Below are 24,460 nucleotides of genomic sequence, written 5' to 3' on the forward strand. Positions count from 1 at the left end.
ATATCTCTAAAAGTAATATCTTTAAGAATATCAAGAACAAAATGGAATCAGAGTTTCAAAGTGATATCACATTTTTGAAGAACAATTTGAAGTTTAATAATTTTAAAGAAATTCTTAAATCGATTTTTATAATTTTTTTGGGGATTTTTATTATATTATCCCTTATTCCGATACTAATAATCTCACAAATTTTAAAATGGCCAGTTATTTTTTTAAACAAGATAATTTCTATAGAAAAAAATAATGGCTTTGAATTTTTTGAATATATTATATTACCACTAATTTTAGGTGTCGTATTTATTAAGTGTTTTGCAAAGTTGAGTATTCAAGGAACCTCATTGAATGTCATTATTTGTTTTTATAATAAACTAATAGAATTGCAATCATTATACAAAATATTAATTGTCTTCTTGTTAGTTCTTGCTGTTTTTAAAATATTTATATTTATTTTTCGAGATGAGTTATTAATGATAAAAGACATCTTCAATTATTTATTTAAATGGATTCAATTATTGATGGTTATTTTTATTTTTATTGCAGTGCTCGCTACTTATATCCTTTTATTGGATGAAGTAAATAATGGAATTACCTCTTTTGATTCGTATACGATTATACCGATATTTATTACGAGTTGCATTACTTCCTCTAAAATAATTATCAAGTTATTGAATATAGTTAGTTTGAATAAAGTTGAGTTAAATTACAGGCCAAAACGATATCCCTATATAAATATAAAAAATGTTAACCATTGAATTAAATAAGAGGAAAACATGACAGTTACAGGTATTATTGCAGAATTTAATCCCTTTCACAATGGTCACAAGTACTTGCTGGAACAGGCAGAGGGGCTGAAGATTGTGGCCATGTCTGGGAATTTTGTTCAACGTGGCGAGCCTGCCATTGTAGACAAGTGGATTCGCGCGCAGATGGCTTTGGAAAATGGAGCGGATCTGGTGGTCGAGCTCCCCTTTCTCGTGGCTGTTCAGTCGGCGGATCATTTTGCCAAGGGAGCGGTAGAAATCTTGTCCCGTCTAGGAATCGACCAATTGACTTTTGGGACAGAAGCGGTTTTAGATTACCAAGCGATTGCGACAGTCTACTCGGAGAATGAGGCGGAAATGGAAGCTTTCTTGCGAAGTCTTCCTGACGATTTATCCTATCCACAAAAGACCCAAAAAATGTGGGAAACCTTTGCTGGAGTGGAGTTCACAGGGGATTCTCCCAACCATATCCTGGGCTTGGCCTATGCCAAGGCTTGTGCTGGGAAGAAAGTTACGCTCAAGCCCGTCCAACGCCAGGGAGCAGGCTACCATTCAGAAGAAAAAGAAGTGGCCTATGCTTCTGCGACTAGTCTACGCCTACACAAGGAAGATCAGGGCTTTGTCGCTAAATTCATGCCCAATAGTCAACTCTTTCAGTCGGCTCCGCAGGTGTCTTGGGAGAATTATGACCAACTGCTCCGTTATCAAATCCTAACCCATCCGGATCTGACACAAATTTTTCAGGTCAATGAAGAACTGGCCAATCGGCTAAAGGATGCGGTTCGAAGTGCTAGTTCTGTGGAAGACATGGTGGAGAAAGTCGCAACCAAGCGCTATACTAAGGCTCGAGTGCGCCGCATCTTGACCTACATCTTGGTAGGGGCAACGGAACAAGCCCTTCCCGACGCCATTCATGTCTTAGGTTTTTCCGCAAAGGGACAAGCTCATCTCAAAGGCTTGAAAAAATCAGTAGAAATCGTGACCCGAATTGGTAAGGAACCTTGGGATGCTTTGACCCAACAAGCGGATCAGGTGTATCAACTAGGCCATCCCCAATTGCCAGAGCAGATCTGGGGCCGGGTGCCTGTGAGGGTGGAAGATCAATAAGAGGTGAATAGTCGAGCAACTCCAATTGGAAGGATACGCAAAAAACTCTTCCAAGTCTTGTGATTTATGATATAATATAAAAGATTGAAAATAATTTGAAAAAATTTAAGGAGAATCCTCATGGGACGTAAATGGGCCAATATTGTTGCCAAGAAAACTGCCAAAGATGGTGCCAACTCAAAAGTATATGCTAAATTTGGTGTGGAGATCTATGTAGCTGCTAAAAAGGGTGAACCAGATCCAGAACTAAATACTGCTTTGAGATTCGTTATTGACCGTGCGAAACAAGCGCAAGTGCCAAAACACGTAATTGATAAAGCGATCGATAAGGCAAAAGGAAACACTGACGAAACCTTTACAGAAGGACGTTACGAAGGATTTGGACCAAATGGTTCTATGTTGATCGTTGATACTTTGACTTCAAACGTTAACCGTACAGCTGCCAATGTCCGTGCTGCTTTTGGTAAAAACGGTGGGAACATGGGAGCTTCAGGTTCTGTATCTTACCTCTTTGACAACAAAGGTGTCATCGTCTTTGCTGGTGATGATGCCGATGCCATCTTTGAGCTTTTGCTTGAAGCAGATGTGGATGTAGACGATGTAGAAGCAGAAGAAGGAACAATCACTGTTTACACTGCACCAACTGATCTTCACAAAGCGATCGTTGCTTTGCGTGAATCAGGTGTCGAAGAATTCCAAGTAACTGAATTGGAAATGATTCCTCAATCAGAAGTTGAGTTGTCAGGTGAAGATTTGGAAACATTTGAAAAACTTTACAGCGTTCTTGAAGACGACGAGGACGTACAAAAAATCTACACAAACGTAGATGGATTCTAATCACTCGTAAGGACTGTAGTGAATCCCATAAATTAAGAAAAAGGATAGCTTCTCAGATCAAGCTATCCTTTTTCTCTGTCTGATGAGGATCTATCTTTTGTAAGTGATGTCCTGTATAAGCGTAAATACGGGTCAGGGGTGATTGGGAGAGTGTGGAAACTTTAAAATAGAAATAATGGTCTCGATGATCCCGACTTTTGGTGTGGTGAAGACGAAAGTAGTTTCGCTGGCCTGCTGCCATAGAGTGGAGAATATCGTCTTCTAAAAAGACGAGCGGCGTAGAAGTAGCGGCCCACTTGTAAAAGTCCATCTCAAATTGGTGGTAATTCTCCGAAAAATAATCAAATTGTAATTCGTGTTTAGTCTGAATAGGTTTCATAGGGTGTTTCCTCAGATTCAATAAAAATGATAGAGTCTACGAGGAGACGGTGGTAGTGGCCATCGCTTTTGAGAAGAAGCTCAGAAGTAGATAAGGTGTGAATCGAACCTGTGTGAGTCGAAAAATGGTTGCCCTCTAGAATCGTGATAGAGATCGTCGTTTGTTGTTGAAAGGCCTGCTCCAGGAGCTGGATCTGTTCAGCAAGTGGAAGAATTGTGAGCTGACTGCGGTCAATTTCTTTTGTATGCAGGGCGGTTGTGTGCTCGGATAAAAAGAAGCCAGCCCATTTGGCCATGCCACGATCTTGAAATTCGCGGGCGGATTGATAAGGAAGATAAGAACGGTCGATCATGTTAATCCATCTAAGCCTCCTGCAGAATGTCCGCCTGTTAGTTTACTGCGTGCAATGGCGCGTGAGTTTTCTAGTAATGAGGAGCCTTTCTGAAGAGAGGTGAAGCCAAATTGGTCCCGAATGCGGTCAATGGTCTGCTGGAGTTTCTCCTCTTTTTCCAAGGCTACTGGATCATCAAAAAGAGAAAAGAGTTGAAGAGACTCCTCGACAAGTTCTCCATAAAAAACACCAATCTGCCGAATGGCTCCTCCTTCGTACTTGGAGCGAAAGAGCCGCAGAACCGTATCGGATAAAACCTTGGTGGATTGGGTAGGCTCAATCTTTTGCTGGCAGTGAATGGACGGAAGCCCCTCGATTTTGGAGTAGGAGGCATGAATGGAGACCAGCTGGGTCTTCTTTTTTTTCCGTCGCAAGCGAATAGCCACCTGTTCAGCCATCTCCCGAAACACCAGTTCAATATCAGCTTGTAGATGGTAGTCATAGGGCAAGATTTGAGAGTTACCAATGCCTCGTGATTTTGGACGATAAGGCTTGTGGACATTGCTTTCATCAATACCATGAGCATGGAACCAAAGTTGCAGACCCATGACTCCGAATTCTTTCTTTAAGAGATCTGGGTGAGCCTGAGCCAGTTCAGCAATCGACGTGATCCCGATCTTTTGCAATCGTTTTTCAGTACGACGTCCAATGCCCCAAAAATCAGTGAGCTGGGGCAGTTTCCAGACCTTACTTTCTACATCTTCATAAGACCAATTGGAGCGCATATTTCGGCAATGCTTGGCTTCATTGTCCAAGGCTAGCTTGGCAAGAAGGGGATTGGCATTGCTGAGGCCGATGGTAGAGTAGATTCCAGTTTCCTGCCAGATCCTTTTTTGGATTCTGGCAGAAAGGAGATCCAGTTTTTCCTTTCGAGAGAGGGAGGGATCTGGAATAAAATAATTTAAGGAAGAAGTCAGATCGATAAAGCCTTCGTCAATCGAGTAAGGAAAAATATCATCTGGTGCCGCAAATTCCTGAAAGACCTTCTGAATTTCCATATTGACCTGAATATAGGCATTCATCCGTGGAGGAACAATCAGGGTCCTCTTGGCCCAGGATTCAATGTAGGAAACAAAGGATGGATCCGTTGGCAATCCTTGCTTTTGGGCCACGTAGCTATTAAATTTTCTAGTCTTGAGATCAAAAGGTAGGTCGTAGCTACGGCTGACATTTTTCTTGCCAAAGACTTGTTTAAAAACGGGAGAGCTCGCCAAAATTAGGCCAGCTGAATTGTCGCTCCGACTCATGACGCAAAGAGAAGTCGTCAAGGGGTTGAGCCCCAGACGGACACATTCACAGCTAGCATAAAAACTTTTCATATCCACAAAAGCAATATCAGAATGAGGCTCACGTGAATAATCAAATAGCATATTTAAACCTCGAGTGGGAGAAAATGCCCGACCACAATGCCGACGATTTTGGGCTCGTCTTCATAGGGAGCAAATAAATCATCGTAGTCAGGGTTGATGGATTCTAAGCGCAAGCCTTCCGCTTCCCGATAGACTTTCTTGATGTAGGTTTTTCCATTCCAGATGAGGGCGTAGACAGCACCATCGTAGTCAAAGCCAGTCTGCTTCATGAGGGCAACAGAGCCATTGGGATAGAGAGGTTCCATCGAATCACCTGATACCCAAGAAGCGAAATCGTGCTGGATCTCTTGGTCAAAATAGACAGTTTCATAGTCGGTTTCGTTGTCATAAAAGGTATGTCCCAAACCGGCTGCTAGCTCAATCGAAAGAACCTTATAAGCTGTTAAGGAAACAACTTTTTGCTGCTGTTCCAATAACTGGCTGGCCAACTGGTCGACTTTCTTTTGATGAGGTGGGGTTAATAAAGGGTAGGTGTAGAGTGCGGAGTCTTTGTTAATAAAGTAGTCCTCTTTAACGGAGAGGCGCTTGGCCAACCTCCTGAGATTTTTTTCGTGTGGCTCCGCCAAACCATTCTCCCAACTGGAGTAAGTCTTACGAGAAATCTTGAGATCCTCGTAGACATCTGCTTGGGTCAAGCCTTTTTCCAGGCGTCTTTCTTTTAGTTTTTTTGCATCAAACATGTCGCTTCTCCTATGTAACGTTTTAAAAGTTACATATAGTTTATCAAAAATGAATCCTTTTTGCAAGAGAAAAATTCAGTTGAAAACGAATGAAAAGGCTTGGATTTTGAATGAAAAAGGAGTATAATCAGTTTTACAACTTCTAACAACGAGGAATTATATGAAAAAAAGTTTTATACATCAACAAAAAGAAATTTCGTTTGTTAAAACGACGTTTACACAATATTTAAAAGATAAATTGGACATCATTGAAGTCCAAGGACCAATTTTGAGCAAGGTCGGAGACGGGATGCAGGATAACCTTTCTGGGATTGAACATCCGGTATCTGTAAAGGTCCTTCAAATTCCTGATGAGACTTATGAAGTCGTGCATTCACTTGCAAAATGGAAACGCCATACCTTGGCACGTTTTGGTTTTGGCGAAGGAGAAGGTCTCTTTGTCCATATGAAGGCCCTTCGTCCGGATGAAGATTCGCTAGACGCTATCCACTCTGTTTATGTAGACCAATGGGACTGGGAAAAAGTCATCCCAAATGGTCAACGCAACATTGCCTACCTCAAAGAAACGGTTGAAAAAATCTACAAGGCGATTCGTTTAACAGAACTAGCAGTAGAAGCGCGCTATGATATTGAGTCAGTTCTTCCAAAACAAATTACCTTCGTTCACACAGAAGAGTTGGTGGAACGCTATCCAGATTTAACTCCAAAAGAGCGTGAAAATGCCATTGCCAAAGAATTCGGAGCCGTTTTCTTGATCGGGATTGGTGGAGAACTTGCAGATGGCAAACCACACGATGGACGTGCGCCTGACTACGATGACTGGACAACAGAGTCTGAAAATGGCTACAAGGGATTGAATGGTGATATCCTTGTATGGAATGATGTCCTAGGTTCAGCCTTTGAGTTGTCTTCAATGGGGATCCGTGTCGATGAGGAAACGCTTCGCCGTCAAATTGCGATTACAGGAGATCAAGATCGTCTCCAATTAGAGTGGCACAAGGCCTTGTTAAATGGTCTCTTCCCACTCACGATTGGTGGAGGGATTGGGCAATCTCGTTTGGCTATGTTCTTGCTTCGTAAGAAACATATCGGTGAAGTCCAAACCAGTGTCTGGCCTCAATCTGTCCGTGATGAATATGAAAATATCCTATAAGGAAGAAAGAGAGTGGGACAGAAATCGGTAATTCGTTAGAATTCGATTTCGTCGTCCCACCTCCGCACAGTTGAGTAGGGCTGTAAAAGCTGATGAAATCAGCGTAGTAGAGCCCACTCAACCACTGCGTCTTGCTCGACAATCCAAAAATAATTGAGAGGCTAGGACTTTTGTCCCAGCCTCTTTTAATTGTCGCTTGACCATATCAAATCGCAATTTTCTGATTTTTTTTGGTATAATGGTCCCTATGAAAATAGTATCTGGAACCTATGGGGGACGTCCCCTCAAAACACTTGAAGGAAAAACAACCAGGCCGACTTCTGATAAGGTCAGAGGGGCCATGTTCAATATGATTGGTCCTTACTTTGACGGTGGAAGAGTGCTGGATCTCTATGCTGGAAGCGGTGGGCTCTCTATCGAAGCCGTTTCTCGAGGCATGTCAGAGGCCGTTCTAGTAGAACGAGATCGTAGAGCGCAGGAGATTGTAGCAGCCAATATTGCCATGACCAAGGAAAAGGAACGGTTTCAACTGCTAAAAATGGAGGCCAAGCAGGCCTTGGGTCTCCTAACGGGCACCTTTGACTTAGTTTTCTTGGATCCTCCGTATGCCAAGGAAGAGATTGTTCGTGATATCGAAACCTTGTGCGAGCGTCAACTCTTGTCAGAGGACGTCATGATTGTGTGCGAAACTGATAAACACGTAGAACTTCCTGAGGAAATCGGACAAGTGGGAATCTGGAAAGAAAAAATCTATGGAATTAGTAAGGTAACAGTATATGTCAGATAGAAGTGGATTGTTTACAGGATCGTTTGATCCGATTACCATTGGGCATGTGCAATTGATCGAGCGAGCTAGTCGCTTGTTTGACCGTGTCTATGTCGGAATTTTTTATAATCCGGAAAAAGTCGGACTCTTTTCCATTGAACAACGTGTGCGCATGGTGAAAGGGGCCTTGGCTCATTTGGAAAATGTTGAAATTGTGACGTCGACTCAAGAGTTGGCTGTGACAGTGGCGCGAAATCTTGGGGTTATCACCTTGATCCGGGGCTTGCGCAATGCACAGGATCTGGTATACGAAGCCAATATGGATTATTTTAACCACCAATTAGCGCCTGAATTGGAGACCATTTATCTCTATGCTCAGCCTCCTTACCAGGCCATTAGTTCAACGCGTATTCGAGAGTTGCTGGCTTTTCAGCAGGATATCTCACCGTATGTACCAGAGAGTGTAATGGAGGAAATTAAAGATGACCCAAGCGAATAAACCAAGCTTGACCACTAAAAAGAAAAAAGGACGGTTGAAAGAATACCGATGGCCGATTGCAGGAGTTCTTTTCTTGCTTCTCTTGCTAGCTGCTTTTGTGATTCGCCTTCCCTATTATATTGAAATGCCAGGAACGGCAGAAGATATTCGATCCGTCATGACAGTGGATGGAAAAATAGATACCAAGTCAGGATCTTATGATTTTGTAACCGTAGCAGTGAAAGAGGCAACTCCGGCTGATTTGATCTATGCTTGGGCGACACCTTTTACAGATATCTACTCTGCCAAGGATATGACAGGTGGTAGTTCAAGCCAAGAATTTACGCGGATTAACCAATTCTATATGGAAACCTCGCAAAATATGGCCATCTACCAAGGGTTAAAGACAGCTGGAAAAGAAACCCAGATGGACTTTCTTGGTGTTTATGTCATGCAGGTAGCAGATGACTCGACCTTTAAGGGAATCTTAAACATTGCGGATACCGTAACTGGTGTGAATGGCAAGACCTTTAAGAGTTCCAAAGAATTGATTGACTATGTCGGTTCTCAAAAAATTGGCGATCCCGTTTCAGTGACCTATATTGAGGATGGACAAACCAAGACCGCAGACGGAAAGATCATCAAATTGTCCAACGGGAAAAACGGAATCGGGATTAGCCTGATCGACCGGACTGAAGCCAAAGGCGATGTTCCTGTCCAGTTTGCGACCCAAGGAATTGGTGGACCAAGTGCCGGTATGATGTTTAGCCTAGCCATCTACACCCAAGTGGCTGATCCAGATCTTCGTCAGGGACGCCATATTGCAGGGACAGGAACCATTAACCAAGATGGAACAGTTGGCGATATCGGTGGGATTGACAAGAAAGTCGTCGCAGCCGATAAAGAAGGAGCAGAAATTTTCTTTGCCCCTAATAACCCTGTTTCCAAAGAAGAAAAGAAGGCCAATCCCAAGGCCAAATCAAACTATGAAACAGCTAAAGAAGCAGCAAAACAAATTCATTCGAAGATGAAAATTGTCCCCGTCAAAACCCTTCAAGACGCCATTGATTATTTGAAAAAGAAGTAGAAGTATCTTGCTAGATCAGTCTCGTACTTGAAAGTACGAGGAGTTGACAGATAGAAGATTCATCTTCTAATCAAATTCAAGTTTTTGCTTATCAATCTCTCTATTTTTAGAGGGATTTTTTCTTTATACTGGTATCAGAAAGAAAGGGAGGTAGTGAAATGATTCAAACCAGTTTGTTTTCCATTTCAGTATTCTTAGCGGGAGTTCTATCCTTTTTCTCCCCATGTATTTTGCCACTGATGCCAGTCTATGTAGGGATTCTATTGGATTCTGAACGTGTGAAAACTGTTCGGATTTTTGGAAGAGATATTTCTTGGTATGGCTTAGTGAAGACTCTTTGTTTTATCGCAGGCCTATCAACTGTTTTCCTGATTCTAGGATACGGTGCAGGGGCCCTTGGACAGGTGCTTTATGCTCCATGGTTTCGCTATCTGCTAGGAGGGATTGTGATCCTATTAGGGATTCACCAAATGGAAGTGATCAATCTGAGACAACTCCAAAAGCAAAAGACCATCCAACTCAAAAAGAATCGGGAGCGCAATGAATTCTTCAATGCTTTTCTGATAGGGGTCACCTTCAGTTTTGGTTGGACCCCTTGTGTCGGACCAGTTTTGAGTTCTGTTCTAGCCATTGCCGCTTCTGGAGGAAATGGTGCATTGCAAGGCGCTCTCCTGATGCTGGTATATACATTAGGCTTGGCTCTGCCTTTCTTGCTTTTGGCCTTGGCTTCTAGCTGGGTTCTACAACATTTTGCTAAACTCAAGCCCCATATGGGAACCTTGAAAAAAATTGGTGGTGCCCTCATCATCTTGATGGGCATCTTGCTGATGCTAGGAAATCTTAATAGCCTCGCATCCCTGTTTCACTAATCTTGAATGATTAAAGGAGAAAAATCATGAAAAAAATTCTTGCACTTTCTATTGCTACACTTAGCCTCGTTACTTTAGCAGCTTGTTCTGGTCAAAAATCGGATTCAGACATGAAAAAAATGGACAATAGTAGCATGATGAAGAAGGACGATATGAAAAAGGACGATATGAAGAAGGACGACATGAAGAAGGATAACATGAAGGATTCGTCCATGTCCGATGATAAAATGGAAAAAGAGGACAAGAAAGATTCATCTATGATGTCTGACAGCAGTTCTGAAATGAAGGACGACATGAAAAAAGATGAGATGAAATCTAGCGATTCAGAAATGAAAGATGAAAAGAGTGAATCATCTGATATGAAATCAGACAAGGAATGAAAGAAGGGAGAGGTCATCTGAGGATGATTTTCTTTCGGTTTTGAAGAGGTGATAATGATGAAAAAATTAGCTTTAGTAGCTACAGGATTCGTATGCGCTGGACTTTTGGGGGCTTGTTCGAGTCAAGGAATGGCTACTTCCAATAAGGATATGGGCCAACAAACAGCCAAAGCTGGGGCTAGGCAACCATCTGGCAAGAAAGTGAAGGAGTTTAGCCTGCAAGGAGTGGATGGCAAGACCTACCGCTTATCCGATTACAAAGGGAAGAAAGTTTACCTCAAATTTTGGGCTTCCTGGTGCTCTATTTGCCTGTCTACATTAGAGGATACCAATGAGTTGGCAAAAGAAGAGGCAGGTAAGGATTACGTGGTTTTATCCGTTGTAGCTCCAACCTTTAATGGCGAAAAATCAGCAGCAGATTTCAAAAATTGGTACCAGTCTTTGGATTACAAGGATTTCCCAGTCTTGCTAGATAGTAAAGGGGAACTGCTAAAAGAGTATGGGATTCGTTCTTATCCATCGGCACTCTTTATCAATAGTGATGGGACTTTATCGAAAAGTCATATCGGCTATATGAATAAAGAGGATATCCTCAAGACCCTAGAGAACATGCAGTAAGGAGATAGACAATGGAAACAAAATGGAAAGTAGGTTTGATTCTTCTCATTGGCTTCCTATCGATTGGTTTCTTTTTCTTTAGCAAGGGAGCAAACGGAATGGATCGATCAGAAACAAGTACGGAGAGTATCAAAAAAGCATCTATGAGTCAGACTCCAGTAGTCAAAAAGGAAACAAAGGAAAAGGTTGATCCAAAGGATCAGCGTGAAATTTATTTGGCTGGTGGTTGCTTCTGGGGCGTAGAGGAATATTTCTCCCGTGTTCCAGGTGTGATCGATGCTGTATCAGGCTACGCTAATGGAAAGGGAGAAACGACCAAGTATGAATTGGTCCCTCAAACAGGTCATGCCGAAACAGTTCACATCACTTACAATGTCAAAAAGGTATCCCTGAAAGAATTGCTCCTGCATTATTTCCGGATTATCGACCCAACGTCGAAGAATCGACAAGGAAATGATCAAGGAACACAATACCGAACAGGTGTCTATTATGTCTCTCAAGAGGACCTTCCAACCATTAACCAAGTCTTTGAAGAGGTAGCAAAAAAATACGACAAACCGTTAGCAGTAGAAAAAGAGCCACTGACCAATTTCATCAAGGCTGAGGACTACCACCAGGATTATCTAAAGAAACATCCGAATGGGTACTGCCATATCGATGTCAATCAGGCTTCTTATCCTGTTATTGATGCTAGTCGCTACTCCAAGCCGAGCGATGAGGAGATCAAAAAGAAGTTATCCCCCGAAGAGTATGCGGTGACACAAAAAAATGATACCGAACGAGCCTTCTCCAATCGTTACTGGGATCAGTTTGATGCCGGTATTTATGTAGATGTCGTGACCGGTGAGCCGCTCTTTTCCTCTAAGGATAAATTTGATTCTGGTTGTGGTTGGCCAAGTTTCAGTCGGCCAATTAGTCCTGATGTGGCGATTTATAAGGAGGATAAGAGTTTCAATATGACTCGGACAGAAGTTCGGAGCCGTGTGGGAAATTCTCATCTGGGCCATGTTTTTACCGATGGTCCCAAGGAAAAAGGCGGCCTTCGCTATTGCATCAATAGTTTGTCTATTACCTTCATTCCCAAAGCAGAAATGAAAGAAAAGGGCTACGGTTATTTATTGGACTATGTCTGAGACAATTCAGTCCATAATTTGCTATAATAAGTATAGCAAAAACAAGTAGGTGAAAGACATGTATGCGATCATGATTGTGGAAGATGAAGAGCTTATCCGGCAGGGTCTGACTTCCTTAGTGGACTATGAACAGTTTGGAATGACTGTCATCAACCAGGCAGAAAATGGACGTGAGGCCTGGGAGAAGTTTCAAGAGCAACCAGCTGATATCCTTCTAACTGATATCAATATGCCACAAATGAATGGCTTGGATCTAGCCCATCTCGTCAAAGAGCAATCTCCGTCTTGTCATATCATTTTTTTGACAGGTTATGATGACTTTGAGTTTGCGAGAAAAGCCATTAAGTTAGGTGCAGATGATTATTTGCTGAAGCCTTTTTCAAAAGATGATATTGAAGAGATGTTAGCAAAGGTGAAAAGAAAACTCGATCAAGAGCGAAAGAAAGCGCAAGTCGAAGATTTGGTCAGTCATGGTTATTCGACAGACTTAGAAGAAGCCATTCATGCTCGTTTGGCAGATTCCCAGTTAACCCTAAAGGATCTGGCCTATCAACTTGGTTTCAGTGCCTCTTATCTAAGTGTATTGATCAAGAAAAAATTGGGACTCCCCTTCCAAGACTACCTCATCCAAGAGCGAATGAAGAAGGCTCAACTCTTGCTTCTCACGACGGATTTAAAGATTTATGAGATCGCCGATCAGGTGGGTTTTGAAGATATGAACTATTTTTCTCAACGCTTTAAGCAGGTTGTTGGGGTGACACCAAGGCAGTACAAAAAAGGAGAGCATGAATGAAACGATATCCCTTGCTGATTCAACTGGTTCTCTACTTTTTTCTCTTCATTCTCTTGCTGTTTGGTCTCATCGGTAGCCTTTACTATCAAACGAGTTCAGGGACGATCCGCCAGCAAACAGAGCGGACGACAAGAAATAGTATCGATCAAAGCAGTCAGTTTATCACCTCCTATCTAAAAAAATTAAAGCAGACCACGACGGTTCTTAGCAAAGAGCAGGCTGTTCGCCAATTTGCTCAAGACAAGAGTGCGAATCAAGAAACGGTTCAGCACTTGATGCGAACGATGATTGAAACGGATCCGGACCTAGTCTCAGCGGTCTTGGTGACCAAGGATGGACGTCTGGTAGCGACAGATTCCAAAATCAGCATGCAGACTTCTTCAGATATGATGAATGAAAGCTGGTATCAAGAGGCGATAAAGGAAAGAGCCATGCCGGTCTTGACGCCAGCTCGAAAGGAATCCTTGACCTCGGAAAAAGAAAAATGGGTGGTTTCTATTACCCAAGAAGTGGTCGATCAGGCTGGTCAAAATCTCGGAGTAGTACGCTTGGATATTGGCTACGATAGCCTTCAGGCTTACTTGGATCACCTTCAACTAGGGAAACAAGGCTTTAGTTTTATCATTAATCAAAAGCATGAGTTTGTCTACCATCCTAAAAAGGCGGTCTATTCCTCCAGCCAAGAAATGCAGGCCATGCAGCCCTATATTGCTGTGAAAGATGGCTATGCTAAAGAAGGACAGAATTTTATCTATCAGGTTCCGATTCCAAATAGTGATTGGACCTTGATTGGAGTGGCTTCACTTGAAGGACTTCAGATGCTTCAGTCGCAGCTCCTGTACTCTTTCATTGGTCTAGGATTACTGGCCTTGATCATGTGTTTAATAGGGATTACCTTTGTTCTGCGTTTGTGGATCAAACCCTTACGAGACCTTCAGACTATCATTTTGAGGATTGGAGCAGGAGATGCCAACTTGAGGGCTGCAGCCAAAGGATCTCCAGAATTGGTCGACCTCGCTCAAGCTTTTAATGCCATGTTGGACCAAATCGATCACCTCATGCAACAGGTCAAGGAAGAGGAACAGAACGCACGGCGGTACGAGCTGCGGGCACTTTCTGCTCAGATAAATCCGCATTTTCTCTACAATACCTTGGATACGATTGTCTGGATGGCGGAGTTTAACGATAGTCGGCGCGTGGTCGATATCACTAAGTCTCTGGCTCAATATTTTCGACTGGCTCTTAACCAAGGCCAGGAACAAATCCTACTGAGTGATGAAATCGACCATGTCCGCCAGTATCTTTTCATTCAGAAGCAACGTTATGGAGAAAAGCTCCACTATGAAATTCTAGAAGATGAACGGTTGGGCGACTATCAGCTTCCAAAATTAGTGCTTCAACCCTTGGTGGAAAATGCGATTTACCATGGCATTAAAGAGATCGATCGGCCAGGTCTCATTCGAGTGACAACTGAAGTCAGTGGAGACTACGCATGCGTATCGATTTTTGACAATGGACGAGGGTTTGACCGATCAGAAGCAACAGACCAAACCCTTCTTCGTTTAGGAGGTGTTGGCTTGAAAAATGTGGACCAACGATTACATCTTCAATTTGGCGAAGCCTATCATATGGAGATTGATTCTAAGGCCAATAGCTATACGAAAATCACTCTTTATTTGCCCCTTTCATCCGGCAATGAATATTCATAGAGGCTGGGACAAAAGTCCTAGCCTCTCAATTATTTTTGGATTGTCGAGCAAGACGCAGTGGTTGAATGGGCTCTACTACGCTGATTTCATCAGCTTTTACAGCCCTACTCAACTGTGAGGAGGTGGGACGACGAAATCGAATTCTAACGAATTACCGATTTCTGTCCCACTCTCTTTTTGCTCTCAAAGGAATTTCAACTCTTTTCTAGTCAAATCTGACGCAAGTCATCAAATTTATGATAAAATAAAGTGTTACAGTAAATAGATTTTGATGAAGGAACACTATGCGAAAAGAGATTGACCCTGAATTATATAATTACAATAAATTTCCTGGACCTGTCTTTCATCAGGTAGGAGACCAAATCCGTTCAGAAAACCTCTCCTTTGAGCTCTTGAAAAATGAGAAGGAAGCATTTGATGCGACTGTTTTTGGTCAGCGATTTTCTGAGATTTTAACCAAGTTTGATTACATTGTTGGTGATTGGAGCAATGAGCAGTTGCGCTTGCGTGGCTTTTATAAAGAAGAACGCGATGTTGCAACGATGGATAAATTAAGTCGCTTAGACGATTATCTATTGGAATATTGTAGCTATGGTTGTGCTTATTTTGTCCTTGAAAATAAGGAGCCTCATCGTGCTTCTTTTGATAAGAAATCACCGGTCAAAAAAGCTCAATCAGAAGAAAGAGAGCCCAAGAAGCGTTCGCGCAATCGCAAACAAAAAGATCGTTTCCAAAAACGAGAACGCGACAAGGGACAACCAGCAAAAAACTCGAAAAAAACAAGACCGTCTGCTGAAACGAAAAAAACAACGAAGACGAACAACAAACGTCATTTTGTGATTCGACAAAAAGAGGAGTAAGAAAGAATGAAACCATCCATTTATAGTTTAACACGCCAAGATATGATTGATTGGGCGGAAGAAAACGGCGAAAAGAAATTCCGTGCAGCACAAATCTGGGAATGGCTCTATCGCAAACGCGTCCAGTCCTTCGAAGAAATGACCAATCTATCTAAGGACTTGATTGTTAAGTTGAATGATCAGTTTGTCGTCAACCCACTCAAGCAACGAATCGTGCAAGAGTCAGCAGATGGAACGGTCAAGTATCTTTTTGAATTGCCAGACGGCATGTTGATTGAAACCGTCTTGATGCGTCAGCACTATGGATTATCTGTCTGTGTAACGACTCAGGTAGGATGCAATATCGGTTGTACCTTCTGTGCTTCTGGTTTGATCAAAAAACAACGCGATTTGAACAATGGGGAAATCGTATCTCAAATCATGTTGGTCCAAAAATACTTTGACGAACGTGGCCAAGATGAACGGGTCAGCCATATCGTTGTCATGGGGATTGGAGAACCATTTGACAACTATAACAATGTCTTGAAATTTATTCGAACGGTCAACGATGACAAGGGATTAGCGATTGGTGCTCGTCATATTACCGTGTCAACTTCTGGTTTGGCTCATAAAATTCGTGACTTTGCAAATGAAGGTGTGCAGGTCAATTTGGCAGTGTCTCTTCATGCTCCAAACAATGACTTGCGCTCTAGCATTATGAAGATCAACCGGGCCTTTCCAATTGAAAAATTGTTTGCGGCGATTGAATACTATATTGAGACTACGAACCGTCGGGTGACCTTTGAGTACATCATGCTCAATGAAGTCAATGATGGGGTCGAGCAAGCCTTAGAGTTGGCAGAATTGCTCAAGAATATCAAGAAATTGTCTTATGTTAACTTGATTCCTTACAATCCTGTCAGTGAGCATGACCAATATAGTCGGAGTCCAAAAGAACGGGTCATGGCCTTCTATGATACCTTGAAAAAACAAGGTGTTAACTGTGTAGTGCGTCAAGAGCACGGTACAGATATTGATGCTGCCTGTGGCCAATTGCGTTCAAATACCATGAAACGGGATCGGGAGAAAGCGATTGTTCAACATGCGCAACCTTAAACAAGGGCTGATCGATCATACAGAACTAACAAAAAGAGGAAGAAGTCTGTTACGGAGTGGCAGCTTCTTCTATTTTATCCTCTTGTGTCTGATGTGTTTTTTGCCCCAACAGCCAGAGCCAGGTATGGAAACCCCGGGTATTCAACATTTCGGTCGCATCGTCGTCCTGCTGGTTCCTCTTAATTCGGTGATGAATCTTGGCCAGATCACCAGTACCATCCAACTCATTAAGGTCATTCTCCAAAACATAGCCAATATCTTTTTGTTAAGCCCGCTGGTCTTTCAACTTCTCTGGCTATGGCCCTGGTTGAGGAGTCGCAAACGGGTCTTGTGCTTCGGCTTTGCGATGAGCTTGTGGATTGAATGTAGCCAAGTTCTGTTAGATCTCTTGTTTGATGCCAATCGTGTCTTTGAGCTAGATGATTTGTGGACCAATACCTTAGGGGCTTATCTGGCTTATCTAGGCTTTCAGTATTTCAGAGCACGATTGCTAGCAAAAAATGGGGAAATGTAAAATCCGAACATTTTAACCACTTTTTAAAATTTTTGTTGACAAAGTCAGAAGCGGGAGCTATAATAGCTTCAAGACATCAGATAAGTAGGGATTTTTCTCACTTCCAGGGAGCTTGTGGTGATTGCGAACAAGCAGTGGTGAATCTTGAAATGGGCTGATGCGTTTATGATAATGAATTTGAAACAATAAAAATTCGGTGAGCACACCTTATCGTGCACCCTGTTGTTAGACAGGTCAGAGATGTAGGAGAAAGAATAGCTTCCTACAATTGAGGTGGCACCGCGGTATCGAATCGTCCTCACACAGAAAAATCTGTGTGAGGTTTTTTGTATCTCAAAGGAACCCAGTGAGACTGCAGCTCAAAGGGCCGGCGAGAGAAAAAGATCATAAACAGGATTGAAGATATAGAAAAGAGGACACAATCATGACAGAAACAAAAGGCTATTTTGGACAATTTGGTGGATCTTTCGTACCAGAACCCATTCAAAACTTGCTCAATCAATTAGAGGAAACCTTTGAACAGTATAAAAATGACCCAGAATTTATCGCAGAATACAAACATTATTTGAAAGACTATTCTGGACGCGAAACACCACTCTACTTTGCGGAAAGTTTGACAGAGCATTTAGGTGGGGCAAAAATTTATTTAAAGCGCGAAGACTTGAATCACCTAGGTTCGCATAAATTAAATAACGTCTTGGGGCAAATTCTCTTGGCTAAACGCATGGGCAAAACGCGCGTGATTGCTGAAACAGGAGCAGGTCAACACGGTGTGGCTACAGCAGCAGCGGCAGCTAAGTTTGGCATGGCCTGTGATGTCTACATGGGGGCAGAAGACGTGGAACGCCAACGCTTGAATGTCTTCCGTATGGAAATGATGGGGGCAACCGTCCATGCGGTTGAAACCGGGACTAAGACTTTGAAAGACGCCGTTGATGCTGCGTTTGGAGCATGGATGGCAGATCTGGATGCCTTTTACGTTTTGGGTTCTGCTGTTGGCCCTCACCCTTACCCAACCATTGTGCATGAATTCCAAAAGGTGATCAGTGAAGAATCTAAACGTCAAATCTTGGAAAAAGAAGGTCGTTTGCCAGATTATGTCATTGCCTGTGTCGGTGGTGGCTCTAATGCCATTGGTGCCTTTTCTGAATATGTCGCAGAAGAGGAAGTCGGCTTGATTGGGGTAGAAGCAGCTGGTCATGGCTTGGACACCGATCAACACGCAGCGACTATGACCAAAGGGACTATCGGTGTGGTTGATGGTATGAAGACCTATGCAGTCTTTGGCGAAGATGGAAAAGTAGCGCCAGTTTACTCGATCTCTGCTGGTTTGGACTACCCAGGGGTTGGCCCAGAGCATGCTTTCTTTAAAGATTCTGGTCGTGTAGAATATGTAGCAGCGACAGATGATGAAGCAGTAGAAGCTCTTCTTCTTCTCAGTAAGACAGAAGGGATCCTCCCAGCCATTGAAAGCTCACACGCGATTGCAGAAGCGGTTAAACGTGCTCCACAATTAGATAAAGACAAGATCATCATCATCAATGTTTCCGGACGTGGGGACAAGGATGTAGCTGCCATCGCTGATTATCTAGAAGCGAAGGCTGCAAAATAAGAAGAACTTATCTGCAAAACATTGTATAAAGCAGTAAAGCGTGATAACTGAGAAAGAGACAGGGAACAAAGGGAATCCGGTCTCTTTCTTTTTTGAGAGCAAAGACGAGAATGCCTAAGATGGATGCGATCTGAATGAGAATGAGGATCTGGGTAGAAGAAAAGCTTAGCGAAAAGGTAGCTAGTAAGAGAAAATCTCCTGCTCCTATTCCGATAAAGAAAAAGTGAGCTCCGATCGCAAGGAGTAAAAAGACCAGCATGAGGAGATTACTACTGGATAAAAAGAGGACCAGGGCATGGAGACAGCACCAGATGAATAAAGGGTATTCCATAAAGCGAAGGTCATAGATGGCTAAAACGGCAGCTCCCAGTAGTGTTAGAAGTTGAGGCAGAGAAAGAAAACCATTGGCACAGGCCAAAAAGAGCAGGCCACTCCAGACCTCAAAAAGGCAGTACCAAAATGGATAGGTCTGATGACAATACCGACAGCGAAAGCGATGGAGTAGTTGCGAGAGGATAGGGATCAAATCCCAAACTCCAAGGATGTGCTGGCAGTGATCGCAATGACTGCGAGGAGCGAGAATGGATTGGTTTGGAAAACGGTCGACAACTAGCCCCAAAAAAGAGGCGATACAAGTACCGATGGTAAAAAAATAAAAGTTGATCATACTTATTTATTCGTAAAGCAATCGAAAAATATCATCATTTACTTGAATATCTTGTAAAGCCTTTCTAAATTTGATACAATAATGAACATGAAAAACCTGTATGATGTTCAACAATTTTTAAAACGTTTTGGAATCATCATTTACGTAGGGAAGCGCCTCTATGACATCGAATTGATGAAAATTGAGCTTCAACGTCTTTATGATGCAGGCCTGATGGAGCGGCTCGATTATTTAGAAGCCGATACCGTTTTAAGAAGAGAACACAAGCAAGAATTAGAATTTTTGAAAAAGAGTGAGGTAGAGTGATGGGAAATATCATTGTTTGGTTGGTTATTTTAGGAGCATTTGGATGGATGGCATTTAATTATTTCCGCATCCGTAAAGCTGCTAAATTTGTGGACAATGCGACTTTTGAAGAGCTGATTCGTAAAGGTCAGTTGATTGACTTGCGAGAGCCAGCTGAGTTTCATGCCAAGCATATTTTAGGAGCTCGTAACATTCCTTCTACTCAGTTGAAATTGAGTCTTGCAGCCTTGCGCAAAGACAAACCAATTTTGCTCTATGAGAATAGCCGTAGTTCGCGTGTAACCAATGCAGCTCTCTATCTTAAGAAACAGGGTTATACAGACATTTATGTCTTGTCTTATGGTCTTGATTCTTGGAATGGGAAAGTGAAAAAAGACGCCTAACCTAATAAATAAAGCTCTAACTGCACAAAGTGTGTGGTTAGAGCTTTTTTATCTCGTTTTTTCAAGGAAATCTTTGACCCAAGTGAGCTCTACCTCATTCAAAGGCCGGCTTTCGCTAGGGGCTAACTGAGGATCCAAGGTGAAGGGACCAAAAGACAAGCGTTTTAAGGTCATTACTTTGACTCCAATGGCCAAAAACATCTTTTTCACTTGGTGGTATTTTCCTTCTGAGATTCGGACCTGGGCCTTGCTGTAGCTGGGGTGGCTTTCTAGAATGGTCAAGGAGGCAGGCTTGCAGACAGGGCCGTCTGTGAATGAAATCCCATTCAGAAATTGCTCGATGTGGGCTGCATAGAGCGGACCATTGACTTCTACCTCATAGACCTTCTCCACATGGTATTGAGGATGGAGCAGTTGAAATCCTAAGGGACCATTATCTGTGATGAGGAGCAAACCACTGGTATCGCGATCGAGTCGACCAAGCGGATAGAGGTCTGGGTACTCTTGTTGAGGGTCTACTAGATCGATCACCGTTGGATGGTGGGCGTCTCTTTTGGCGGTCACGGCCCCGATTGGTTTATGGAGCATGTAGTAGTGGTGACGCGGTTCTTGAATAATTCGTTCCCCTATTTGAATCTGTTGGAGTCCAGGGTCGATGTTTTGGGATAGCTTTTGAGCTGGTAGGTGATCGACCAAGATTTGCCTTCGGGCTAGAAGTTGTTTGATGTCTTTGCGAGCGTACTGATGGTCTGCCATCAATTGATCTAATCTCATGGGAGCCTCTTTTTCTGAAATTCTTATCATCAGTGTATCATGAAAAGAAAAGGAAATCGAGTCGGAGAAAAGAAATGAAGATGAAAACATTTACAACTAGCTGAACTGTGTTTTTTAGATAGGACTGTGGTATAATTGTTCAGTTAGAAATATTATTTAAAATTTTATAGAGGAAATCATGACAAAATTAAGAGAAGATATTCGTAACGTTGCGATCATTGCCCACGTTGACCATGGTAAAACAACCTTGGTAGACGAATTGTTGAAACAATCGCACACCTTGGATGAACGTAAAGAATTGCAAGAACGTGCAATGGACTCAAACGATCTTGAAAAAGAACGTGGGATCACGATCCTTGCTAAAAATACAGCCGTTGCTTATAACGGAACTCGAATCAATATCATGGACACACCAGGACACGCGGACTTCGGTGGAGAAGTGGAACGGATCATGAAAATGGTTGATGGGGTTGTATTGGTCGTAGATGCCTACGAAGGAACAATGCCTCAGACTCGTTTCGTATTGAAAAAAGCCTTGGAACAAGATCTTGTTCCGATCGTTGTAGTCAACAAAATCGATAAACCATCTGCTCGTCCAGAAGAAGTTGTAGATGAAGTTCTTGAACTGTTCATCGAATTAGGTGCGGATGATGACCAATTGGAATTCCCAGTTGTTTATGCATCAGCGATCAACGGAACATCTTCGCTTTCAGATGATCCGGCTGATCAAGAGCACACAATGGCACCGATCTTTGATACCATCATTGATCACATCCCAGCACCAGTTGATAACTCAGATGAGCCTCTTCAATTCCAAGTATCCCTGCTTGATTACAACGACTTCGTTGGACGTATCGGTATCGGACGTGTCTTCCGTGGTACTGTAAAAGTTGGGGATCAAGTAACCCTTTCTAAATTGGATGGAACGACTAAGAACTTCCGTGTTACCAAACTCTTTGGTTTCTTTGGTTTGGAACGTCGTGAAATTCAAGAAGCTAAAGCGGGTGACTTGATCGCGATCTCTGGTATGGAAGATATCTTCGTTGGAGAAACCATCACACCGACAGACGCAGTTGAAGCTCTTCCAATCCTTCACATCGATGAACCAACGCTTCAAATGACCTTCTTGGTCAACAACTCACCATTTGCTGGTCGCGAAGGAAAATGGGTAACCTCTCGTAAAGTTGAAGAACGCTTGCAAGCGGAATTGCAAACAGACGTCTCTCTTCGTGTTGACCCAACTGATTCGCCTGACAAATGGACAGTTTCAGGACGTGGGGAATTGCACTTGTCTATCTTGATCGAAACCATGCGTCGTGAAGGATACGAATTGCAAGTATCTCGTCCAGAAGTTATTATCAAGGAAATCGATGGTGTCAAATGTGAACCATTTGAGCGTGTACAAATCGACACACCAGAAGAATACCAAGGATCTGTTATTCAAAGCCTTTCTGAACGTAAAGGTGAAATGTTGGATATGATCTCAACTGGTAACGGTCAAACTCGTTTGGTCTTCCTTGTTCCGGCGCGTGGTTTGATTGGATACTCAACAGAGTTCTTGTCAATGACACGTGGTTACGGAATCATGAACCACACCTTTGACCAATACTTGCCAGTAATTCCAGGAGAAATCGGTGGACGTCACCGTGGTGCTCTTGTTTCAATCGATAACGGAAAAGCAACCACTTACTCTATTATGTCTATCGAAGAACGTGGTACGATCTTTGTCAATCCAGGTACAGAAGTTTACGAAGGAATGATCATCGGGGAAAACTCTCGTGAGAACGACTTGACCGTAAACATTACGAAAGCAAAACAAATGACCAACGTTCGTTCAGCTACCAAGGACCAAACAGCGGTCATCAAGACTCCTCGTATCTTGACCTTGGAAGAATCTCTTGAGTTCTTGAACGACGATGAGTATATGGAAGTAACACCTGAATCCATCCGTTTGCGTAAACAAATCTTGAACAAAGCAGAACGCGAAAAAGCAAATAAAAAGAAAAAATCAGCAGCTGCTGAATAATACTGAAAGAAAGGAGAAACAAAATGGTCTATTTTATCTTAGGGATTTTGATTCTCCTTTTTTATCTTTTTATGACACCAAAAAGCATCCGTGGCACGTTAGATAGTGTAGTATTGGTTATTTTGATCGTCTCGATTATCGTTCTCACTTGCCTTGCTATTTTTCAAATTTTTCAATTACCATCTGAATTTTTTGTTGGCGCTTTTCTAGCCTCTATTGGTTATCTAGCTTTAGTGGATATTTCAAAAATGACAACCAAACAGAAAAATAAACGATGACGTGATTTTTAAAGCCCTTTGGGCTTTTTAATTTTGCTAAAAAAAGGTAAAATAGAGAGTGATAAAAATGGAGCGAAGAAATCATGAAATTTGTGAAACAATTTGAAAATAAAAAGGTTCTTGTATTAGGTTTGGCTAAGTCAGGCGAGTCAGCTGCCCGTTTGTTGGAGCGCTTAGGAGCGATTGTGACCGTCAATGATGGCAAACCTTTTGAAGAAAATCCAGCAGCACAAAGTTTACTGGAAGAAGGGATTAAAGTTGTGACAGGAGGCCACCCTCTGGAGTTGTTGGATGAAGACTTTGCGGTCATGGTCAAAAATCCAGGAATCCCTTATACGAATCCGATGGTCGAAAAAGCGCTTGAAAAGGGTATTCCAGTCCTTACTGAAGTAGAATTGGCTTATCTGATTTCGGATGCGCCAATTATTGGGATTACAGGATCAAACGGAAAAACGACGACGACAACCATGATCGGGGAAGTCTTGACGGCTGCTGGTCAAGGTGGTCTATTGTCTGGGAATATTGGTTTTCCAGCCAGTCAAGTCGCACAAACAGCGACAGAAAAGGAAGTTCTGGTCATGGAATTGTCTTCTTTCCAATTGATGGGAATTGAAGCCTTCCATCCAGATATTGCAGTGATTACCAACCTCATGCCAACCCATATCGATTATCATGGTTCTTTTGAAAATTATGTAGCCGCTAAATGGAATCTTCAAAAGAATATGACAGAAAAAGATGTCATTGTATTGAACTTCAATCAAGACTTGGCTAAGAAACTCGCTACAAAAACCAAGGCAAGGGTCCTTCCATTTTCTACAATCGAAAAGGTGGACGGTGCTTATTTGGAAGATGGACTTCTCAAGTTTAAGGGAGAAGTTGTTATGCGAGCAGATGAACTGGGGGTTCCAGGTAGCCACAATGTAGAAAATGCCTTGGCAACGATAGCTGTTGCAAAAGTCCGGGGTGTAGAGAATGAGGTCATTAAAGAAACCTTGTCGGCCTTTGGAGGTGTGAAACACCGTCTTCAATATGTGGATGAAATTCAAGGTGTCAAATTCTACAATGATAGCAAATCGACCAATATTTTAGCAACACAAAAAGCTCTTTCTGGTTTTGATAACAGCAAGGTGATCTTGATTGCAGGAGGGCTCGATCGAGGCAATGAATTCGATGAATTGGTACCTCATATTACAGGTCTAAAGGAAATGGTGATTCTAGGGGAATCGGCTCCTCGAGTGAAACGCGCAGCCGATAAAGCAGGCGTCCCTTATGTCGATGCGGCAGATGTAGCAGATGCTACAAAGAAAGCCTTCGACTTGGCTAGACCTGGCGATGTTGTGCTACTAAGTCCTGCCAATGCTAGCTGGGATATGTATCCGAATTTTGAAGTGCGTGGGGATGAATTCCTTGCTACTGTAAAAGGGTTGAAATAAG

Annotated in this window: 27 protein-coding genes and 1 other annotated feature; of the genes, 21 read left to right on the plus strand and 6 right to left on the minus strand. The window is 42.5% G+C overall.

Features of this window, described 5'->3' with window-relative positions:
• Positions 1-770: 770 nt before the first annotated feature.
• Both PCY07_RS08290 and PCY07_RS08295 read left to right on the plus strand, forming a co-directional pair.
• Positions 771-1,868, plus strand: a complete 1,098-nt coding sequence (locus tag PCY07_RS08290) for a nucleotidyltransferase (protein ID WP_301356238.1) — start codon at positions 771-773, stop codon at positions 1,866-1,868.
• Between the two features lie 120 nt (positions 1,869-1,988).
• Positions 1,989-2,705: a YebC/PmpR family DNA-binding transcriptional regulator gene (locus PCY07_RS08295; protein WP_003005873.1), complete on the plus strand. Its 717-nt coding sequence runs from the start codon at positions 1,989-1,991 to the stop codon at positions 2,703-2,705.
• Positions 2,706-2,757: 52 nt separating this feature from the next.
• Here the strand turns inward: PCY07_RS08295 and PCY07_RS08300 are convergent, their stop codons facing one another.
• The 4 genes from PCY07_RS08300 to PCY07_RS08315 are packed head-to-tail and all read right to left on the minus strand — an operon-like array spanning position 2,758 to position 5,525.
• Entirely contained in the window at positions 2,758-3,084 is a 327-nt protein-coding gene (locus PCY07_RS08300; protein WP_003005875.1) for a DUF5960 family protein, read from the minus strand.
• Positions 3,065-3,436, minus strand: a complete 372-nt coding sequence (locus tag PCY07_RS08305) for a hypothetical protein (protein ID WP_049483436.1) — start codon at positions 3,434-3,436, stop codon at positions 3,065-3,067. Before PCY07_RS08305 ends, PCY07_RS08300 begins: the two co-directional genes overlap by 20 nt.
• Entirely contained in the window at positions 3,433-4,845 is a 1,413-nt protein-coding gene (locus PCY07_RS08310; RefSeq protein WP_049483435.1) for a Y-family DNA polymerase, read from the minus strand. The genes PCY07_RS08305 and PCY07_RS08310 overlap by 4 nt, the downstream gene beginning before the upstream one ends.
• 2 nt (positions 4,846-4,847) lie before the next feature.
• Positions 4,848-5,525, minus strand: a complete 678-nt coding sequence (locus PCY07_RS08315; RefSeq protein ID WP_004219840.1) for an XRE family transcriptional regulator — start codon at positions 5,523-5,525, stop codon at positions 4,848-4,850.
• Positions 5,526-5,685: 160 nt separating this feature from the next.
• Between PCY07_RS08315 and asnA the strand changes: the two genes are divergently transcribed.
• From asnA to trpB, 14 genes are all read left to right on the plus strand, one after another.
• Complete coding sequence (gene asnA, locus PCY07_RS08320; RefSeq protein ID WP_049514189.1) at positions 5,686-6,678, plus strand: aspartate--ammonia ligase; 993 nt, start codon at positions 5,686-5,688, stop codon at positions 6,676-6,678.
• A gap of 247 nt (positions 6,679-6,925) precedes the next feature.
• Positions 6,926-7,465, plus strand: coding sequence for a 16S rRNA (guanine(966)-N(2))-methyltransferase RsmD (gene rsmD / locus PCY07_RS08325; protein ID WP_037599242.1), 540 nt, complete (start codon positions 6,926-6,928; stop codon positions 7,463-7,465).
• A complete protein-coding gene (gene coaD / locus PCY07_RS08330) occupies positions 7,455-7,943 on the plus strand; it encodes a pantetheine-phosphate adenylyltransferase (RefSeq protein ID WP_301356233.1) in 489 nt (162 codons plus the stop codon). Before rsmD ends, coaD begins: the two co-directional genes overlap by 11 nt.
• Positions 7,927-9,009, plus strand: a complete 1,083-nt coding sequence (locus PCY07_RS08335) for a SepM family pheromone-processing serine protease (RefSeq protein ID WP_301356232.1) — start codon at positions 7,927-7,929, stop codon at positions 9,007-9,009. The genes coaD and PCY07_RS08335 overlap by 17 nt, the downstream gene beginning before the upstream one ends.
• Positions 9,010-9,167: 158 nt before the next feature.
• Positions 9,168-9,878, plus strand: coding sequence for a thiol-disulfide oxidoreductase-associated membrane protein CcdA2 (gene ccdA2 / locus PCY07_RS08340; protein ID WP_049517993.1), 711 nt, complete (start codon positions 9,168-9,170; stop codon positions 9,876-9,878).
• A gap of 26 nt (positions 9,879-9,904) precedes the next feature.
• The gene (locus PCY07_RS08345) at positions 9,905-10,258 is read left to right on the plus strand and encodes a hypothetical protein (protein WP_195227851.1); all 354 of its coding nucleotides are present in this window, start codon (positions 9,905-9,907) and stop codon (positions 10,256-10,258) included.
• Between the two features lie 57 nt (positions 10,259-10,315).
• Positions 10,316-10,876: a redoxin family protein gene (locus tag PCY07_RS08350; RefSeq protein ID WP_049517997.1), complete on the plus strand. Its 561-nt coding sequence runs from the start codon at positions 10,316-10,318 to the stop codon at positions 10,874-10,876.
• An 11-nt stretch (positions 10,877-10,887) separates the two neighbouring features.
• Positions 10,888-12,009 (plus strand): peptide-methionine (R)-S-oxide reductase MsrB, encoded by a 1,122-nt coding sequence (msrB, locus tag PCY07_RS08355; protein ID WP_195227852.1) that lies wholly within the window; start codon positions 10,888-10,890, stop codon positions 12,007-12,009.
• A 58-nt stretch (positions 12,010-12,067) separates the two neighbouring features.
• Positions 12,068-12,802 carry a response regulator gene (locus PCY07_RS08360; protein ID WP_070586395.1) on the plus strand — a complete coding sequence of 245 codons (735 nt, stop codon included), beginning with the start codon at positions 12,068-12,070 and terminating at the stop codon, positions 12,800-12,802.
• On the plus strand, positions 12,799-14,511 hold the full coding sequence (locus tag PCY07_RS08365) for a sensor histidine kinase (protein WP_301356228.1): 1,713 nt from the start codon (positions 12,799-12,801) through the stop codon (positions 14,509-14,511). The genes PCY07_RS08360 and PCY07_RS08365 overlap by 4 nt, the downstream gene beginning before the upstream one ends.
• A gap of 284 nt (positions 14,512-14,795) precedes the next feature.
• Positions 14,796-15,371 carry a YutD-like domain-containing protein gene (locus PCY07_RS08370; RefSeq protein ID WP_195228007.1) on the plus strand — a complete coding sequence of 192 codons (576 nt, stop codon included), beginning with the start codon at positions 14,796-14,798 and terminating at the stop codon, positions 15,369-15,371.
• 6 nt (positions 15,372-15,377) lie between these two features.
• On the plus strand, positions 15,378-16,466 hold the full coding sequence (gene rlmN / locus PCY07_RS08375) for a 23S rRNA (adenine(2503)-C(2))-methyltransferase RlmN (RefSeq protein WP_195228006.1): 1,089 nt from the start codon (positions 15,378-15,380) through the stop codon (positions 16,464-16,466).
• Positions 16,453-16,980, plus strand: coding sequence for a VanZ family protein (locus PCY07_RS08380; RefSeq protein WP_301356225.1), 528 nt, complete (start codon positions 16,453-16,455; stop codon positions 16,978-16,980). The genes rlmN and PCY07_RS08380 overlap by 14 nt, the downstream gene beginning before the upstream one ends.
• Before the next feature lie 67 nt (positions 16,981-17,047).
• Positions 17,048-17,283: a binding site (T-box leader), on the plus strand.
• A 121-nt stretch (positions 17,284-17,404) separates the two neighbouring features.
• Positions 17,405-18,592, plus strand: coding sequence for a tryptophan synthase subunit beta (gene trpB / locus PCY07_RS08385; protein WP_003017923.1), 1,188 nt, complete (start codon positions 17,405-17,407; stop codon positions 18,590-18,592).
• Positions 18,593-18,599: 7 nt separating this feature from the next.
• On the opposite strand, the gene PCY07_RS08390 is transcribed toward trpB, so the two are convergent.
• Positions 18,600-19,259, minus strand: a complete 660-nt coding sequence (locus PCY07_RS08390; protein WP_195916002.1) for an A24 family peptidase — start codon at positions 19,257-19,259, stop codon at positions 18,600-18,602.
• A gap of 87 nt (positions 19,260-19,346) precedes the next feature.
• Between PCY07_RS08390 and PCY07_RS08395 the strand changes: the two genes are divergently transcribed.
• Together PCY07_RS08395 and PCY07_RS08400 are read left to right on the plus strand one after the other, a co-directional pair.
• Positions 19,347-19,565, plus strand: coding sequence for a YqgQ family protein (locus tag PCY07_RS08395; protein ID WP_003017930.1), 219 nt, complete (start codon positions 19,347-19,349; stop codon positions 19,563-19,565).
• Positions 19,565-19,948, plus strand: coding sequence for a rhodanese-like domain-containing protein (locus tag PCY07_RS08400; RefSeq protein ID WP_013903208.1), 384 nt, complete (start codon positions 19,565-19,567; stop codon positions 19,946-19,948). The genes PCY07_RS08395 and PCY07_RS08400 overlap by 1 nt, the downstream gene beginning before the upstream one ends.
• A 48-nt stretch (positions 19,949-19,996) precedes the next feature.
• On the opposite strand, the gene PCY07_RS08405 is transcribed toward PCY07_RS08400, so the two are convergent.
• Positions 19,997-20,722 carry a 16S rRNA pseudouridine(516) synthase gene (locus PCY07_RS08405; RefSeq protein ID WP_301356221.1) on the minus strand — a complete coding sequence of 242 codons (726 nt, stop codon included), beginning with the start codon at positions 20,720-20,722 and terminating at the stop codon, positions 19,997-19,999.
• 178 nt (positions 20,723-20,900) lie between these two features.
• Here PCY07_RS08405 and typA point away from each other — a divergent pair, with 178 nt between their 5' ends.
• The 3 genes from typA (at position 20,901) to murD (ending at position 24,459) form a co-directional block, all read left to right on the plus strand.
• Positions 20,901-22,748 (plus strand): translational GTPase TypA, encoded by a 1,848-nt coding sequence (gene typA, locus PCY07_RS08410; protein ID WP_003017941.1) that lies wholly within the window; start codon positions 20,901-20,903, stop codon positions 22,746-22,748.
• A 23-nt stretch (positions 22,749-22,771) separates the two neighbouring features.
• Entirely contained in the window at positions 22,772-23,026 is a 255-nt protein-coding gene (locus PCY07_RS08415; RefSeq protein WP_003017963.1) for a DUF3165 family protein, read from the plus strand.
• Positions 23,027-23,109: 83 nt separating this feature from the next.
• Complete coding sequence (gene murD / locus PCY07_RS08420; RefSeq protein ID WP_301356219.1) at positions 23,110-24,459, plus strand: UDP-N-acetylmuramoyl-L-alanine--D-glutamate ligase; 1,350 nt, start codon at positions 23,110-23,112, stop codon at positions 24,457-24,459.
• Position 24,460 lies beyond the last annotated feature (1 nt).

It is taken from the genome of Streptococcus sp. SP1, assembly GCF_030440005.1.
Lineage (GTDB): Bacteria > Bacillota > Bacilli > Lactobacillales > Streptococcaceae > Streptococcus > Streptococcus parasanguinis.

Excerpts from the sequence above, each read along its gene's own strand:
- typA (WP_003017941.1), top strand. The coding sequence starts at position 20,901 with ATGACAAAATTAAGAGAAGATATTCGTAACGTTGCGATCATTGCCCAC.
- PCY07_RS08310 (WP_049483435.1), bottom strand. The coding sequence starts at position 4,845 with ATGCTATTTGATTATTCACGTGAGCCTCATTCTGATATTGCTTTTGTG.
- PCY07_RS08400 (WP_013903208.1), top strand. The coding sequence starts at position 19,565 with ATGGGAAATATCATTGTTTGGTTGGTTATTTTAGGAGCATTTGGATGG.
- PCY07_RS08405 (WP_301356221.1), bottom strand. The coding sequence starts at position 20,722 with ATGAGATTAGATCAATTGATGGCAGACCATCAGTACGCTCGCAAAGAC.
- PCY07_RS08300 (WP_003005875.1), bottom strand. The coding sequence starts at position 3,084 with ATGAAACCTATTCAGACTAAACACGAATTACAATTTGATTATTTTTCG.
- PCY07_RS08290 (WP_301356238.1), top strand. The coding sequence starts at position 771 with ATGACAGTTACAGGTATTATTGCAGAATTTAATCCCTTTCACAATGGT.
- rsmD (WP_037599242.1), top strand. The coding sequence starts at position 6,926 with ATGAAAATAGTATCTGGAACCTATGGGGGACGTCCCCTCAAAACACTT.
- coaD (WP_301356233.1), top strand. The coding sequence starts at position 7,455 with ATGTCAGATAGAAGTGGATTGTTTACAGGATCGTTTGATCCGATTACC.
- PCY07_RS08380 (WP_301356225.1), top strand. The coding sequence starts at position 16,453 with ATGCGCAACCTTAAACAAGGGCTGATCGATCATACAGAACTAACAAAA.
- PCY07_RS08360 (WP_070586395.1), top strand. The coding sequence starts at position 12,068 with ATGTATGCGATCATGATTGTGGAAGATGAAGAGCTTATCCGGCAGGGT.
- PCY07_RS08335 (WP_301356232.1), top strand. The coding sequence starts at position 7,927 with ATGACCCAAGCGAATAAACCAAGCTTGACCACTAAAAAGAAAAAAGGA.
- murD (WP_301356219.1), top strand. The coding sequence starts at position 23,110 with ATGAAATTTGTGAAACAATTTGAAAATAAAAAGGTTCTTGTATTAGGT.
- PCY07_RS08295 (WP_003005873.1), top strand. The coding sequence starts at position 1,989 with ATGGGACGTAAATGGGCCAATATTGTTGCCAAGAAAACTGCCAAAGAT.
- msrB (WP_195227852.1), top strand. The coding sequence starts at position 10,888 with ATGGAAACAAAATGGAAAGTAGGTTTGATTCTTCTCATTGGCTTCCTA.
- PCY07_RS08395 (WP_003017930.1), top strand. The coding sequence starts at position 19,347 with ATGAAAAACCTGTATGATGTTCAACAATTTTTAAAACGTTTTGGAATC.
- asnA (WP_049514189.1), top strand. The coding sequence starts at position 5,686 with ATGAAAAAAAGTTTTATACATCAACAAAAAGAAATTTCGTTTGTTAAA.
- PCY07_RS08345 (WP_195227851.1), top strand. The coding sequence starts at position 9,905 with ATGAAAAAAATTCTTGCACTTTCTATTGCTACACTTAGCCTCGTTACT.
- PCY07_RS08315 (WP_004219840.1), bottom strand. The coding sequence starts at position 5,525 with ATGTTTGATGCAAAAAAACTAAAAGAAAGACGCCTGGAAAAAGGCTTG.
- ccdA2 (WP_049517993.1), top strand. The coding sequence starts at position 9,168 with ATGATTCAAACCAGTTTGTTTTCCATTTCAGTATTCTTAGCGGGAGTT.
- PCY07_RS08350 (WP_049517997.1), top strand. The coding sequence starts at position 10,316 with ATGAAAAAATTAGCTTTAGTAGCTACAGGATTCGTATGCGCTGGACTT.
- PCY07_RS08390 (WP_195916002.1), bottom strand. The coding sequence starts at position 19,259 with ATGATCAACTTTTATTTTTTTACCATCGGTACTTGTATCGCCTCTTTT.
- rlmN (WP_195228006.1), top strand. The coding sequence starts at position 15,378 with ATGAAACCATCCATTTATAGTTTAACACGCCAAGATATGATTGATTGG.
- PCY07_RS08415 (WP_003017963.1), top strand. The coding sequence starts at position 22,772 with ATGGTCTATTTTATCTTAGGGATTTTGATTCTCCTTTTTTATCTTTTT.
- PCY07_RS08365 (WP_301356228.1), top strand. The coding sequence starts at position 12,799 with ATGAAACGATATCCCTTGCTGATTCAACTGGTTCTCTACTTTTTTCTC.
- trpB (WP_003017923.1), top strand. The coding sequence starts at position 17,405 with ATGACAGAAACAAAAGGCTATTTTGGACAATTTGGTGGATCTTTCGTA.
- PCY07_RS08305 (WP_049483436.1), bottom strand. The coding sequence starts at position 3,436 with ATGATCGACCGTTCTTATCTTCCTTATCAATCCGCCCGCGAATTTCAA.
- PCY07_RS08370 (WP_195228007.1), top strand. The coding sequence starts at position 14,796 with ATGCGAAAAGAGATTGACCCTGAATTATATAATTACAATAAATTTCCT.